This window comes from Neohoeflea coraliihabitans, assembly GCF_019334345.1.
In the GTDB taxonomy this organism is placed as follows: Bacteria; Pseudomonadota; Alphaproteobacteria; order Rhizobiales; family Rhizobiaceae; genus Pseudohoeflea; species Pseudohoeflea coraliihabitans.
The window spans coordinates 285,623-297,843 of sequence record NZ_JAHWQX010000004.1 but is presented as its reverse complement, the minus strand read 5'-3'; the positions used below and the strand labels follow the sequence as shown (position 1 = coordinate 297,843).

Annotated in this window: 15 protein-coding genes; 12 read left to right on the top strand and 3 right to left on the bottom strand. The window is 63.0% G+C overall.

The features are described 5' to 3' along the window. Positions 1 to 20 precede the first annotated feature (20 nt). From purB to KY465_RS16280, 3 genes are all read left to right on the top strand, one after another. Positions 21 to 1,322, top strand: coding sequence for an adenylosuccinate lyase (gene purB, locus KY465_RS16290; protein ID WP_219203150.1), 1,302 nt, complete (start codon positions 21 to 23; stop codon positions 1,320 to 1,322). Positions 1,323 to 1,483: 161 nt separating this feature from the next. Then, positions 1,484 to 1,768, top strand: a complete 285-nt coding sequence (locus KY465_RS16285) for a hypothetical protein (protein ID WP_219203149.1) — start codon at positions 1,484 to 1,486, stop codon at positions 1,766 to 1,768. Positions 1,769 to 1,942: 174 nt separating this feature from the next. Then, a complete protein-coding gene (locus KY465_RS16280; protein WP_219203148.1) occupies positions 1,943 to 2,503 on the top strand; it encodes an RBBP9/YdeN family alpha/beta hydrolase in 561 nt (186 codons plus the stop codon). Positions 2,504 to 2,506: 3 nt separating this feature from the next. On the opposite strand, the gene KY465_RS16275 is transcribed toward KY465_RS16280, so the two are convergent. Together KY465_RS16275 and KY465_RS16270 are read right to left on the bottom strand one after the other, a co-directional pair. Beyond that, complete coding sequence (locus KY465_RS16275; RefSeq protein WP_428983032.1) at positions 2,507 to 3,271, bottom strand: HpcH/HpaI aldolase family protein; 765 nt, start codon at positions 3,269 to 3,271, stop codon at positions 2,507 to 2,509. A gap of 141 nt (positions 3,272 to 3,412) precedes the next feature. After that, positions 3,413 to 3,733 carry a DUF1476 domain-containing protein gene (locus tag KY465_RS16270; RefSeq protein ID WP_219203147.1) on the bottom strand — a complete coding sequence of 107 codons (321 nt, stop codon included), beginning with the start codon at positions 3,731 to 3,733 and terminating at the stop codon, positions 3,413 to 3,415. Between the two features lie 313 nt (positions 3,734 to 4,046). Here KY465_RS16270 and purC point away from each other — a divergent pair, with 313 nt between their 5' ends. The 4 genes from purC (at position 4,047) to KY465_RS16250 (ending at position 6,540) form a co-directional block, all read left to right on the top strand. Beyond that, positions 4,047 to 4,811 (top strand): phosphoribosylaminoimidazolesuccinocarboxamide synthase, encoded by a 765-nt coding sequence (gene purC / locus KY465_RS16265; RefSeq protein ID WP_219203146.1) that lies wholly within the window; start codon positions 4,047 to 4,049, stop codon positions 4,809 to 4,811. A 17-nt stretch (positions 4,812 to 4,828) separates the two neighbouring features. Further along, on the top strand, positions 4,829 to 5,071 hold the full coding sequence (purS, locus tag KY465_RS16260) for a phosphoribosylformylglycinamidine synthase subunit PurS (RefSeq protein WP_219203145.1): 243 nt from the start codon (positions 4,829 to 4,831) through the stop codon (positions 5,069 to 5,071). 76 nt (positions 5,072 to 5,147) lie between these two features. Next, the gene (gene purQ, locus KY465_RS16255; RefSeq protein ID WP_219203144.1) at positions 5,148 to 5,822 is read left to right on the top strand and encodes a phosphoribosylformylglycinamidine synthase subunit PurQ; all 675 of its coding nucleotides are present in this window, start codon (positions 5,148 to 5,150) and stop codon (positions 5,820 to 5,822) included. 13 nt (positions 5,823 to 5,835) lie between these two features. Then, positions 5,836 to 6,540, top strand: a complete 705-nt coding sequence (locus tag KY465_RS16250; protein WP_219203143.1) for an alpha/beta fold hydrolase — start codon at positions 5,836 to 5,838, stop codon at positions 6,538 to 6,540. Here KY465_RS16250 and KY465_RS16245 read toward each other — a convergent pair. Continuing rightward, positions 6,521 to 7,852 (bottom strand): flavin-containing monooxygenase, encoded by a 1,332-nt coding sequence (locus KY465_RS16245; protein ID WP_219203142.1) that lies wholly within the window; start codon positions 7,850 to 7,852, stop codon positions 6,521 to 6,523. The genes KY465_RS16250 and KY465_RS16245 overlap by 20 nt on opposite strands. A 2-nt stretch (positions 7,853 to 7,854) precedes the next feature. On the opposite strand from KY465_RS16245, the gene KY465_RS16240 reads away from it, so the two are divergent. The 5 genes from KY465_RS16240 (at position 7,855) to grxD (ending at position 12,076) form a co-directional block, all read left to right on the top strand. Beyond that, positions 7,855 to 8,418: a hypothetical protein gene (locus tag KY465_RS16240; protein WP_219203141.1), complete on the top strand. Its 564-nt coding sequence runs from the start codon at positions 7,855 to 7,857 to the stop codon at positions 8,416 to 8,418. Beyond that, positions 8,415 to 9,074 (top strand): Pr6Pr family membrane protein, encoded by a 660-nt coding sequence (locus KY465_RS16235; RefSeq protein WP_219203140.1) that lies wholly within the window; start codon positions 8,415 to 8,417, stop codon positions 9,072 to 9,074. The genes KY465_RS16240 and KY465_RS16235 overlap by 4 nt, the downstream gene beginning before the upstream one ends. 4 nt (positions 9,075 to 9,078) lie before the next feature. Further along, a complete protein-coding gene (gene purL, locus KY465_RS16230; RefSeq protein WP_219203139.1) occupies positions 9,079 to 11,316 on the top strand; it encodes a phosphoribosylformylglycinamidine synthase subunit PurL in 2,238 nt (745 codons plus the stop codon). A gap of 52 nt (positions 11,317 to 11,368) precedes the next feature. Next, complete coding sequence (locus KY465_RS16225) at positions 11,369 to 11,605, top strand: BolA/IbaG family iron-sulfur metabolism protein (RefSeq protein ID WP_219203138.1); 237 nt, start codon at positions 11,369 to 11,371, stop codon at positions 11,603 to 11,605. Positions 11,606 to 11,740: 135 nt separating this feature from the next. Next, complete coding sequence (gene grxD, locus KY465_RS16220) at positions 11,741 to 12,076, top strand: Grx4 family monothiol glutaredoxin (RefSeq protein WP_219203137.1); 336 nt, start codon at positions 11,741 to 11,743, stop codon at positions 12,074 to 12,076. Positions 12,077 to 12,221 lie beyond the last annotated feature (145 nt).

The window sequence follows — 12,221 nt, the reverse complement described above, 5'->3', positions numbered from 1 at the left end:
GACAGACAGTGGATGGTGTCATGATCCCTCGTTATTCGCGGCCGGAAATGGTCGCCATCTGGTCCCCCGAAACCCGGTTTCGCATCTGGTTCGAAATCGAGGCGCATGCGTGCGATGCCCTGGCCGAGCTCGGCATCATCCCCAAGCAGGCGGCGCAGACCATCTGGGACAAGGGCGGCAATGCCACCTTCGACGTGGCGCGCATTGACGAGATCGAGCGTGTCACCAAGCATGATGTCATCGCCTTTCTCACGCATCTGGCGGAAATCGTCGGCGACGAGGCGCGCTTCGTGCACCAGGGGATGACCTCTTCGGATGTGCTCGATACGTGTTTTTCGGTGCAGCTGACGCGCGCCACCGATCTTCTGCTGTCTGGCCTCGACCGTTTGCTCGCCGCCTTGAAAAAGCGGGCTTTCGAACACCGGGAGACGATCACCATCGGGCGCAGCCACGGCATCCACGCCGAGCCGACGACCTTCGGCGTCAAACTGGCCTACGCCTATGCGGAGTTCGACCGCTGCCGGGCGCGCCTCGTTGCGGCGCGCGCCGAGATTGCCACCTGCGCCATTTCGGGGGCGATCGGCACCTTCGCCAATATCGACCCGCAGGTGGAAGCGCATGTGGCCGAGGCGATGGGCCTGCAAGCCGAGCCGGTTTCGACGCAGGTCATCCCGCGCGACCGGCATGCGATGTATTTCGCAACCCTCGGCGTCATCGCCTCGTCGATCGAACGGCTGGCCACCGAGATCCGGCATCTGCAGCGCACCGAAGTGCTTGAGGCGGAAGAGTATTTCTCACCCGGGCAGAAGGGCTCGTCGGCCATGCCGCACAAGCGCAATCCGGTGCTGACGGAAAATCTCACCGGGCTGGCGCGGATGGTGCGCAGCTATGCCATGCCGGCGATGGAGAATGTGGCGCTGTGGCACGAGCGCGACATTTCGCACTCCTCGGTCGAGCGGATGATCGGCCCCGACGCGACGGTGACGCTTGACTTCGCGCTGCACCGGCTGGCCGGCGTCATCGAGAACCTCGTGGTCTACCCGGAAACGATGGAAGCCAATCTCAACAAGTTCCGCGGACTGGTGCATTCGCAGCGGGTGCTGCTGGCGCTGACCCAGGCCGGGGTGTCGCGCGAGGATGCCTATCGCCTCGTTCAGCGCAATGCGATGAAGGTCTGGGAACAAGGCAAGGATTTCCTCGAGGAGCTGCTTGCCGACGCCGAAGTGACGGCGGCGTTGAGCGAGGCCGAGATCCGCGAGAAATTCGACCTTGGCTATCATACCAAGCATGTCGAGATGATCTTCGCGCGGGTGTTTGGCTGACCTGGCACTGCCGAATCTGACCCGGCCGCGGCCCTCCTGAACCCTGCGCCGCCCCGAGTGACGGCTTGTTAATTTTATGTGACCATCGCTGCCGCGATTCAGCCCCGATTGTTCGTCATGGATTGCTCCCATCACAGCCAGGGAGACCATGTGTGACGGACTTGAGACAGACCGGCGGCGATCGCTTTGTTGCATCTCGCAACCGGTTCGCAAACAAAAACCAAGATGACGGCGCCAGCTTGCTCGTGCTGGTCGGCATGGCGGCGGTGATCGTCATCGCCGGCACCTATTTTCTGGCGCGCAGCACCGGGCTGGACCAACAGCGGATCAACGCCGTGACCGGCTCGGCGCCGCTGAGCGCGTCGCCGGCGGTGATCGTGAAGGGCTTCAATCCCATCGCGGCATCGGCGCCCCTCCCCGACGCATCTGCCACAAGCGACAACTGACGCTTCCACTCAGCACTGCCGTTGATCCAGGCATGCCTGTGCCCGGTGGCACGGACAAGGCCGCCATCCTTGCGGGGGTGGCGGCTTTTTCTTTTGCTGGCGGCACATGGCAGTCTGACAGCGCTTGCAGCCGACCCTGTTGACAAGCGGCGGCGCGCAGACCAAATCCGCAGCATGAAAGTTGCTGACGCAGATATCCTTATCGTCCCCGGCTACAAGAATTCCGGCCCGGGCCACTGGCAAAGCCGCTGGCAGGACAAGATTTCGACTGCGCGCCGCGTCGAGCAGGCGGAATGGTCAAAGCCGGTCTGCGAGGACTGGACCGCGAAGCTCGTCGAGACCGTCGATGCGGCGCGGCGCCCGGTGGTGATCGTGGCGCATTCGCTTGGCGTGGCGACGTTCGTGCAGGCGGCGCAGCGCTTTGCCCGTCCGGTGGCCGGCGCCTTTCTGGTGGCGCCGCCCGAGGTCGACAATCCCGACATCCGGCCGCGGCACCTGATGACCTTCGGCCCCTATCCGGAAGATCCGCTGCCCTGCCCTTCGATCGTCATCGCCAGCCGCAACGACCCGTTCGGCAGCTTCGAGCATGCCGGTGAAATCGCCAACGCCTGGGGGTCGCTGTTCATCGATGCCGGTCAGTCGGGCCATATCGATGTCGAATCGGGACACGGCCCCTGGCCGGAAGGCACGATGGTGTTCGCCCGTTTCCTGTCGCGGTTGAAAGCTGAGACCTGATCGTCAATCGAGGCGGGCGCGCCCGAGGATCGCGGCGGCGCCGGTGCGCAGGATCTGTTCATCCGATGCCGCCGAAATCAGACGGTAGCCGAGATCGGCATAGCGGACCGCCGCTTCCGGCGAAGTGGCATAGATCGCCGGGATCTTGCCGGCGGCCAGCGCCTTGTCGGCAATGTCGGCCAGCACCGGCTGGGTGGCCGGCAGATCGGGATCGACCTTGGCGCCCTCTGTCCAGGAGATCGACAGGTCGGCGGGGCCGACAAAGACACCATCGATGCCGTCAAGCGCCAGAATGTCGTCGCAGATTTCAACGGCGGCGCGGGTCTCGATCATGGCCAGCGCCAGGGTCTCGGAATTGGCGGCCTTGAAATAGCTGCCGACCGTGTGCGCGTGGTCGAGACGCAGGGCCTGGGAGGGACCGAAGGAGCGTTCGCCGAGGGGCGGATATTTCATCGCGGCGGCAAAGGCCTCGGCCTCGGCGAGCGAGTTGATCATCGGGGCGATGACGGCGGAACATCCCGCATCGAGCGCCCGGCTGGCAAGATCGTTGCGACCCACCGGAATGCGCAGCAGTGCCGGCTTGCCTTCAGTCGAGATGCCGGCGATGGACGCAAAGGCCGACGCCTCGTCATGCATGCCGTGCTGCAGATCAAGGACAATGCCTTCAAACGGCGTCCGGCCCAAGGCGGCGGCTAGCAATGGCGAGGGGTGGGTCGACCAGGCGACGAAAAACGGCTCTTCGCTTTTCAGGCGTTCGAACAGGTCCATGCGCATCTCCCATGCGAAGGAAGGATCGCCCCGGCATTGCGGCCAGCCGACATCTTCGCGAAACAGCGCGCCCACACATGCCCGATCGCCGCTCACAGGGGAGATCGGCGGGTGCGCGGCGCCGTAGCGGCGGCGTTGCCGCTATTCGCTCTTGACCTGCTCGATGGCGATGGCGGCAAGCTCGAGCATCTGGGTGCGCAATTCCTCGTCGCTGACCGAGACATTCCTGGCGTCGAAATCACGCCGCACCTTGCGGAAGACGTCTTCGTGCCCGGCTTCTTCAAAATCGGCGGCGACCACTTCCTTGGCATAGGAATTGGCCTCATCGGCCGACAGGCCCATCTTCTCCGCCGCCCAGAGGCCGAGCAGCTTGTTGGCGCGCGCTTCGGCCTTGAACTTCATCTCCTGGTCGTGCGCGAACATGTTCTCGAACGCTTTTTCGCGATCACTCAAGCTGGTCATGGCCTTCTCCGCCTGTCTGAATTGCACCATCGCCCGAAAAGGGGCTTTCCCTTCATATGGGGTTCCCCGCCATAAAACAAAAGCTTGGCAAAAGTGCAATGCACGCCCAAGGTTTCGCAGCGGCAATTGGATGAGCGCTGGCCGGCGCGCGTTCGCCCGTTTATGAATGGACCCGTATTTCTGGGGGACGGAGGGTGCAACAGCGTTGTGGAAACGCGGCTATTCGGTTAAGACGCCCCCGAAACCCCCAATCCTGCCCGGCGCCATCCGGAAATCCGCCTGCGCCGGCCGGAGAGAACCAGAGATTATCCCAATGAATCGTCGCCGCCGCATTTACGAGGGCAAGGGCAAGATCCTCTATGAAGGTCCCGAGCCGGGCACTCTCATCCAGTTCTTCAAGGACGATGCCACTGCCTTCAACAAGAAGAAGCACGACGTGGTCGATGGCAAGGGCGTGCTGAACAACCGGATCTCCGAGTATATCTTCACGCATCTCAACCGCATCGGCATTCCGACGCACTTCATCCGCCGGGTGAACATGCGCGAGCAGCTGATCAAGGAAGTCGAGATCATCCCGCTGGAAGTCGTGGTGCGCAATGTCGCCGCCGGTTCGCTGTCGAAGCGCCTTGGCATCGAGGAAGGCACCGTGCTGCCGCGCTCGATCATCGAATTCTACTATAAGGCGGATGCGCTCGACGATCCGATGGTCTCGGAAGAGCACGTCACGGCCTTTGGCTGGGCCAGCCCGCAGGAAATCGACGACATCATGGCGCTCGCCATCCGGGTCAATGATTTCCTTACCGGCCTGTTTCTCGGGGTCGGCATCCAACTGATCGACTTCAAGATCGAGTGCGGACGATTGTTCGAGGGCGAGATGATGCGCATCATCGTTGCCGACGAGATTTCACCCGATTCGTGCCGGCTGTGGGACACGACGACCAACGAAAAGCTCGACAAGGATGTCTATCGGCGCGACCTCGGCAACCTGGTCGAAGCCTATCAGGAGGTCGCGCGCCGGCTGGGCATCATGAACGAGAACGAACCGCTGCGCCCGACCGGGCCGGTGCTCGTCAAGTAGCGATGGCGGACGCAACGATGATCAAGGCACGTGTCACGGTGACGCTGAAGAACGGCGTTCTCGACCCGCAGGGCAAGGCGATCGGCGGAGCGCTGTCCGGTCTGGGCTTTAATGGCCTGCGTTCGGTGCGCCAGGGAAAGGTGTTCGATATCGAACTGGAGGGCAGCGACAGGACGGCTGCCGAGAGCGAACTGAAGGCGATGTGCGACAAGCTGTTGGCCAATACCGTGATCGAGGATTACTCGATCGCACTTTTATAGCGCAAACCAGCCGCGGTCCGGTTTCCGCGAGGATCACCCTCCACCGTCCCGGCACTCACCTTTTAACGAGACGCTCATGCAAGCCGCTGTCATCCTGCTCCCCGGTCTCAATCGCGATCGCGACATGATCGCGGCGCTGACCAAGATCACGGGCCAGCCGCCGCTCACCATATGGCAGACCGAGACGACCATCCCCGAGGATGTCGACCTGATCGTCGTGCCCGGCGGGTTTTCCTATGGCGACTATCTGCGGTGCGGCGCGATCGCGGCGCGCATGCCGGTGCTGCAGGCAGTGCGCGAGAAGGCGGCGCGCGGGGTGCGCGTTCTCGGCGTGTGCAACGGGTTCCAGATCCTGGTCGAAAGCGGGCTGCTGCCGGGGGCGCTGATGCGCAACGCCTCGCTGAAATTCGTGTGCCGTGAGGTCAAGCTGCAGGTCAGCAACGCGGCGACGCTGTTCACCTCGGGCTACGAGGCCGGCCAGATCATCCGCTGCCCGGTGGCGCACCATGACGGCAACTACGTCGCGGACGCGGCCACGCTGAAGGCGCTCGAAGACAATGACCAGGTGGTGTTTCGCTACGCCGAGGGCACCAATCCAAATGGTTCGATCAACGATATCGCCGGCATCATCAATGCCGAGGGCAACGTGCTCGGCATGATGCCGCATCCGGAAAACCTGATTGAAAATGCACATGGCGGCGAAGATGGCCGCAAATTGTTCGAGGCGGCGCTGGGGCTCGCTGCTGCCTAGCCGGAGAAAGCCTGTGGGTGAGAGTGGACGTATCCTGAATGCCGCGCGGGGGCCGCGGCTGACTTTTGCAAACAAAATCGATGCGCGGCGCTGGCGCCACTGGATCGGAATGCTGGCGATCATGGCGTTCATTGCCGCCCTCGCCGTCCCCGCGCCGGGCCAGGCCAGCGAGAAGAAATCGTCCGACGGCGCCTACACGCAGATCTACTTCTTCCGCGGTTTTCTCGGGGTCTTTTCAACAGGCTTTGACCAGATGGCCAAGGAACTGCGGACAAAGGGGATCGAGGCGCGGGTCTACAGCCATCTCAGCGCCGGGGCGGTTCGCGCGAGGATCGCCAGGCAATACAAGGCTGCCAATCGGCGAGCGCGCAAGCCAATCGTTCTCGTCGGCCACTCCTTCGGCGGCAATGCTGCCCTTGCGGTCGCGCATCAGCTCAGCCGCGACAATATCCCCGTCAAGCTGGTCGTCACCGTCGATCCGACGCGCGGTGGCCCGGTGGCGAACAATGTTGCGCGCTATGTAAACTACTACTTCGACGGCGGCGGACTGGGGGCTTCGCTGAAGGCCTCGGCGAGAATGCCGCGCTCGCGGGTCCGCAATATCGACATGCGGGTGCGTGATGACGTTGTCGGCGCTGGCGACAATCACTGGTCAGTGACGCACAACAAGGTGATCCAGTCGGAAATCCTGAAGCAGGTCAGACGCGCGGCGCGCTAGTCTCGCCCTCGCCCGAGGCCGGCGGTTGACGCAGGATCGCCGCCAGTTCCCGGCTGTATTCGTGGGTATCCACCTGTACGGCATGGCGCGGGCTCTGTCGGTAGCGTTTGCGGTCGCGGCGGAGCGCGCGTTCGATGCGCGCCGGCATATCGGCGGGGCGTGACCATTCGCCCTTGATCTGCCTGGCAACAATCCTGGCCTGCAGATCGGCCAGGACCCAGATGCAGCCCATCGGCTGGATCAGCCCGACAAAGAAAAGATCGGGCCTGCCGGGCGCCATCATCTTGAGATAGAGCGGGACCTGCGCCGTTTCGGTGTCGCCGAGGCTGACGTCGTGGAGAAAATCCGAGCCGAGATGGTAGCCCGTTGCCCAGATGATGGCGTCGAATTCGCCTTCCTTGCCGTTGGCAAATTGCACGGTGCGCCCGGCACAGGCCGAGATCGCCGGCCTCGGTGTCACCCGGCCGTGGCGTATGCGATCGAGCACCTCAGTGTTGAGGGTTGGATGGTGGTTCAGCAACCGCCCGCGTGGCTGTTGCAGACCGTAGCGCTCATAGGGGCCGACCGCCAGCCCGATGACCCAGCGCGCCAAAAGATCGCGCATGAAGCGCAGATAGGGCTTTTGCAGCTTGGCAAATTGCACGTCGACCGGACGCCCGGCAATCGTCTTGGGAATGATCGTCTGGGGGCCGCGGATGCTCAGACTGACATGGTCGCATACCCGGCTCAGGGTCGAGGCGATGTCGCAGGCCGAGTTGCCGCCTCCCACGACCAGCACGCGCTGGCCGGCGAATCGGTCGGCTTTCTTGTAGCGGCCGGAATGCAGCTGCTCTCCGGTAAAGTCTCCCGGCAGATCGGGCACGAACGGCTCGCGATGATGACCTGAACAGACCACGAGATAGTCACTCGTTTGAACGTGCCGGCCGGCCGCATCCTCGATGGTGATCTGCCAGCCGCCCTCGGGACGCTGACCGACATCGACGACGCGGGAGCTGAGCCTTATGTAGGGGCTGAGGCCGAAATGCTCCTCATAGGCGCGAAAATAGGCGAGGATCTGCCGGTTCGACGGATATTCCGGATAGGAATCGGGCATCGGAAAGTCCGGAAACTGCGACAATTTCCGGGAACTGATCGTGTGCGCCGTTTCGTAGACGCTCGGCCGGTCCGGATCGTCGCTGTACACCCAGATGCCGCCGGTCTCGGACTGAGCCTCGTGGCAGACCATGTCGGTGATGCCGGCCTCGGCCAGATTCTTGACCGTTGTCAGCCCTGTCGGGCCGGCGCCGACGATACAAACGCGATAATGAGACATCTATGGTGATCCGCACGATCATGGAGAAGGGGTGCACGGGCGGGTGGATTTTCGCGCAGGGGTCGGGGGAAGTCAAACCGGGCGCGCCGTGGAAAGCGCAACAATGGCATGTACGCGAGCGGAATTCATGCTATTGGCAGCGCAAAGTTTTCCGCCATCCCGTGCCTCTTTGCAGAAAGAGAAAGATGAAGCTTGCCCGAGCGATCATCCTGTTGAGTTCCGGCCTCCTGGTGACAGCCTGCATGCCGGCCTCAAGGACGCCATCCTCCGCCGGGGCTCACGCGCTTGCCGTCAGCACCTTGCAGCGCGTCAATGCGCGCGCGCACCAGTGCTGGCTGAAGGACGCTGCGTTCAAGCCCTATGGCATCGTGCCCGAACTCGATACCACCGGCACGCCGCGGCTGCTCGTCACACCGCGCGGCAAGCCTCAGGCTCTGCCGAAGCTGGTGATTGCCGCGACCGGCAGCGATGTCAGTCTGTACGGGCCATTGAGCGAATCAAGTCTGGGACCCCGCGTGCGCGCCGATGTCGAACGCTGGGTAAAGGGTGGCGAGGGCTGCGCATGAGCAATTCCAGGATAGCCAGATCCCTGCCCTGGGCCGGGCTGGTGGTGGGCGTTGCGGCGCTCGGTCTGCAATTGTTTCTCACCCTGCCCGCGTCGCTGGATGCGGGACGCAGCCTTGCCGGTTCGATTGTGTTTTTCCTGTCCTTTTTCACGGTCCTGACCAATATTGGCGTTGTGCTGACCCATGCGGCCACTCTCAATTTTGGCGGGCGGTTGCTTGCACCGCTGCGCACCGCGCCGGTGCGCGGCGGCGTGGCGGTCGCGATTGCGGTGGTCGGCATTGTCTACGCTCTGGTGCTCGCGCAAACGTGGCAGCCGGAAGGTCTGTGGCATCTGGCGGACGTTCTGCTGCATTACGTCACGCCGGTTCTTTATCTTTGCTGGTGGCTGCTTTCGGGCCGCGATGGCACGCTGTCGGTGCGCCACATTCTGATCTGGCTTGCCTGGCCGGCCATCTATGCGCTCTACGCTCTTGCACGCGCGCCGCTGGCGGGCGAAGTGCCCTACCCCTTCCTCGATTATGCGGCCCATGGCTGGCTGCATGTCGCCCTGTCGATGCTGGCGATTTTCGGCCTGTTTGTCGTCATCGGCGCGCTTGTCGTTGTGGCGGATCGATTCAGCCGCAACGCAGATCCATCAGCCAGAACCACCGGATGACTTCATGACACTTGCCAACACGATCCAGATTACCGACGAGCTGATTGCCGCTCACGGTCTGAGCCCCGATGAATATGCGCGCATCCTCGAATTGATCGGCCGCGAACCGAGCTTTACCGAGCTCGGCATCTTTTCGGCGATGTGGAACGAACATTGCTCGTACAAGTCTTCGAAGAAATGGCTGCGCACCCTGCCGACAGAGGGCCCGCAGGTCATTCACGGCCCCGGCGAAAATGCCGGTGTCGTCGATATCGGCGATGGCGACTGCGTCGTCTTCAAGATGGAGAGCCACAACCATCCCTCCTATATCGAGCCCTATCAGGGCGCGGCGACCGGTGTCGGCGGCATCCTGCGCGATGTCTTCACCATGGGGGCACGGCCGATCGCGGCGATGAACGCCTTGCGTTTCGGCGCGCCTGACCACCCGAAAACGCGGCATCTGGTTGATGGCGTCGTCTCCGGCGTCGGCGGCTATGGCAACTCGTTCGGTGTGCCGACGGTTGGCGGAGAAGTGGAATTTGACGCGCGGTACAACGGCAATTGCCTGGTCAACGCCTTTGCCGCCGGCCTGGCGAAGACCGATGCGATCTTTCTGTCGAAAGCCGAGGGCGTCGGCCTGCCGGTGGTCTATCTCGGCGCCAAGACCGGGCGTGACGGGGTGGGCGGCGCCACCATGGCTTCGGCGGAATTCGATGACAGCATCGAGGAAAAGCGCCCGACGGTACAGGTTGGCGATCCGTTTACCGAGAAATGCCTGCTCGAGGCCTGTCTTGAACTGATGCAGACCGGCGCGGTGATCGCCATTCAGGACATGGGCGCAGCCGGGCTGACCTGCTCGGCCGTCGAGATGGGCGCCAAGGGCGATCTCGGCATCGAACTCGATCTCGACCGGGTGCCGGTCCGCGAAGAGAATATGAGCGCCTATGAGATGATGCTCTCGGAGAGCCAGGAACGCATGCTGATGGTTCTGCGCCCCGAGCAGGAGGAGGAGGCGAAGGCGATCTTCGTCAAATGGGGCCTCGACTTCGCGATTGTCGGGCAGACCACGGATGATCTGCGCTTCCGCATTCGCCACCAGGGCGAGGAAGTGGCCGACCTGCCGATCAAGGAGCTGGGCGATCAGGCGCCGGAATATGACCGGCCCTGGCGCGAGCCGGGTCGCTACTCGCCGCTGAATGCCAGCGATGTGGCCGAGCCGGAGGATTACGCCGCGGCGATGCTGTCGCTGGTGGGTTCGCCCAACAATGCCTCGCGGCGCTGGGTGTGGGAGCAATACGACACGCTGATCCAGGGCAATTCCCTGCAATTGCCCGGCGGCGATGCCGGCGTGGTGCGCGTCGAGGGGCATCCGACGAAGGCGCTGGCCTTTTCGTCCGACGTGACGCCGCGCTATGTCGAGGCGGATGCGTTTGAGGGCGGCAAGCAGGCGGTGGCCGAATGCTGGCGCAATCTGACGGCGACCGGCGCCGATCCGCTGGCCTGCACCGACAATCTCAATTTCGGCAATCCGGAGCGTCCCGAGATCATGGGGCAGTTCGTGCAGGCCATCGAGGGTATCGGGGCCGCCTGCCGGGCGCTCGGCTTCCCGATCGTGTCTGGCAATGTCTCACTCTACAACGAAACGCATGGCGAGGCGATCTTGCCGACCCCGACCATTGCCGGCGTCGGGCTGATCGCCGATTCGGCCCAGATGGCGCGCATCGGCAGCGCCAATGAGGGTGATATCGTGCTCTTGATCGGGGGCGATGGCAGCCATCTCGGACAGTCGGTGTACATGCGCGACTGTCTCGGGATCACCGAAGGACCGCCGCCGGAAGTGCATCTCATCGATGAAAAGCGCAACGGCGATTTCATTCGCGCCGTCATCCGCAACGGCCAGGCGACCGCCTGCCACGACATCTCCTCGGGCGGGCTGGCGCTGGCGCTCAGCGAGATGGTGCTGGCGAGCGACAAGGGCATGGAGATCGACCTGACCGGCGGCGCATCCCCGCTGCATGCGCTGTTGTTCGGGGAAGATCAGGCGCGCTACGTGATCACCGTTGCCCCGGACATGGGCAACTTCATCATGGCCAATGCCGAAGGCGCCGGGGTGCCGTTCCGCAAGCTTGGCCGCGTCGGCGGCACGGCGCTTTCGGTTGCCGGCGTGTTCAGCCTGCCGATCGCGCAATTGCGCACGGCACATGAATCATGGTTCCCTGACTACATGGAGACGGTCGGAAGCGAGGCCACTGACGCGGCATGACCATGCCGGACAGTCGACATCAATTCCCATCGGCACGGTAAGGAGACGGCATATGCCAATGAATGCGGGCGACATCGAAAAGCTGATCAGGAAAGGTATTCCCGACGCCGAGGTGCATATTCGTGACCTGGCCGGCGATGGCGACCACTACGCCGCCGAAGTCATCGCCGAGAGCTTTCGCGGCAAAACCCGCGTGCAGCAGCATCAGATGGTCTATGAAGCGCTGCAGGGCAATATGGGCGGCGTGCTGCACGCGCTGGCGCTGCAGACCAGCGTGCCTGAAAAGTAACGGCCTGCCTGCGGCAACGAGCCCGCATCAGCGCCGGCTTGCCGCGGCGGGCCGCATCTCGACATCGCCCTGGCGATCCCCTATCTAGGGGCAGAACCGTCCCCCGCAAACGCGTCCGAGGACCAGGAGTTTTTCATGACCGCGATTAACGATTTCATCGACAATGAAGTGAAGACCAACGATGTCGTTGTCTTCATGAAGGGCACGCCGCAATTCCCGCAATGCGGCTTCTCCGGCCAGGTTGTCCAGATCCTTGACTATCTCGGCGTCCCCTATAAGGGCGTCAACGTTTTGGCCGACGACGATCTGCGCCAGGGCATCAAGGACTATTCCAACTGGCCGACCATTCCGCAGCTGTATGTCAAAGGCGAATTTGTCGGCGGTTGCGATATTATTCGGGAAATGTTCCAGGCCAATGAGTTGCAGCAGCACCTTTCGGAAAAGGGCGTGCCGGTGAAGGGCGCCGCCTGAAACTGAGTCAAGTTTGTCCGATAAGAGGCGGATTTTCCGCCTCTTTTTCGTTCTGCCGGAATCCGCGGCCGTTTTGGTACATTGCTCCAACCGGACGGCGCCGAACGGCGTTGTGAATTTAGATGTATGATGCTAGTAAATGCCG

Excerpts from the sequence above, each read along its gene's own strand:
- purB (WP_219203150.1), top strand. The coding sequence starts at position 21 with ATGATCCCTCGTTATTCGCGGCCGGAAATGGTCGCCATCTGGTCCCCC.
- KY465_RS16280 (WP_219203148.1), top strand. The coding sequence starts at position 1,943 with ATGAAAGTTGCTGACGCAGATATCCTTATCGTCCCCGGCTACAAGAAT.
- KY465_RS16275 (WP_428983032.1), bottom strand. The coding sequence starts at position 3,271 with ATGGACCTGTTCGAACGCCTGAAAAGCGAAGAGCCGTTTTTCGTCGCC.
- KY465_RS16270 (WP_219203147.1), bottom strand. The coding sequence starts at position 3,733 with ATGACCAGCTTGAGTGATCGCGAAAAAGCGTTCGAGAACATGTTCGCG.
- purC (WP_219203146.1), top strand. The coding sequence starts at position 4,047 with ATGAATCGTCGCCGCCGCATTTACGAGGGCAAGGGCAAGATCCTCTAT.
- purS (WP_219203145.1), top strand. The coding sequence starts at position 4,829 with ATGATCAAGGCACGTGTCACGGTGACGCTGAAGAACGGCGTTCTCGAC.
- purQ (WP_219203144.1), top strand. The coding sequence starts at position 5,148 with ATGCAAGCCGCTGTCATCCTGCTCCCCGGTCTCAATCGCGATCGCGAC.
- KY465_RS16245 (WP_219203142.1), bottom strand. The coding sequence starts at position 7,852 with ATGTCTCATTATCGCGTTTGTATCGTCGGCGCCGGCCCGACAGGGCTG.
- KY465_RS16240 (WP_219203141.1), top strand. The coding sequence starts at position 7,855 with ATGGTGATCCGCACGATCATGGAGAAGGGGTGCACGGGCGGGTGGATT.
- KY465_RS16235 (WP_219203140.1), top strand. The coding sequence starts at position 8,415 with ATGAGCAATTCCAGGATAGCCAGATCCCTGCCCTGGGCCGGGCTGGTG.
- purL (WP_219203139.1), top strand. The coding sequence starts at position 9,079 with ATGACACTTGCCAACACGATCCAGATTACCGACGAGCTGATTGCCGCT.
- KY465_RS16225 (WP_219203138.1), top strand. The coding sequence starts at position 11,369 with ATGCCAATGAATGCGGGCGACATCGAAAAGCTGATCAGGAAAGGTATT.
- grxD (WP_219203137.1), top strand. The coding sequence starts at position 11,741 with ATGACCGCGATTAACGATTTCATCGACAATGAAGTGAAGACCAACGAT.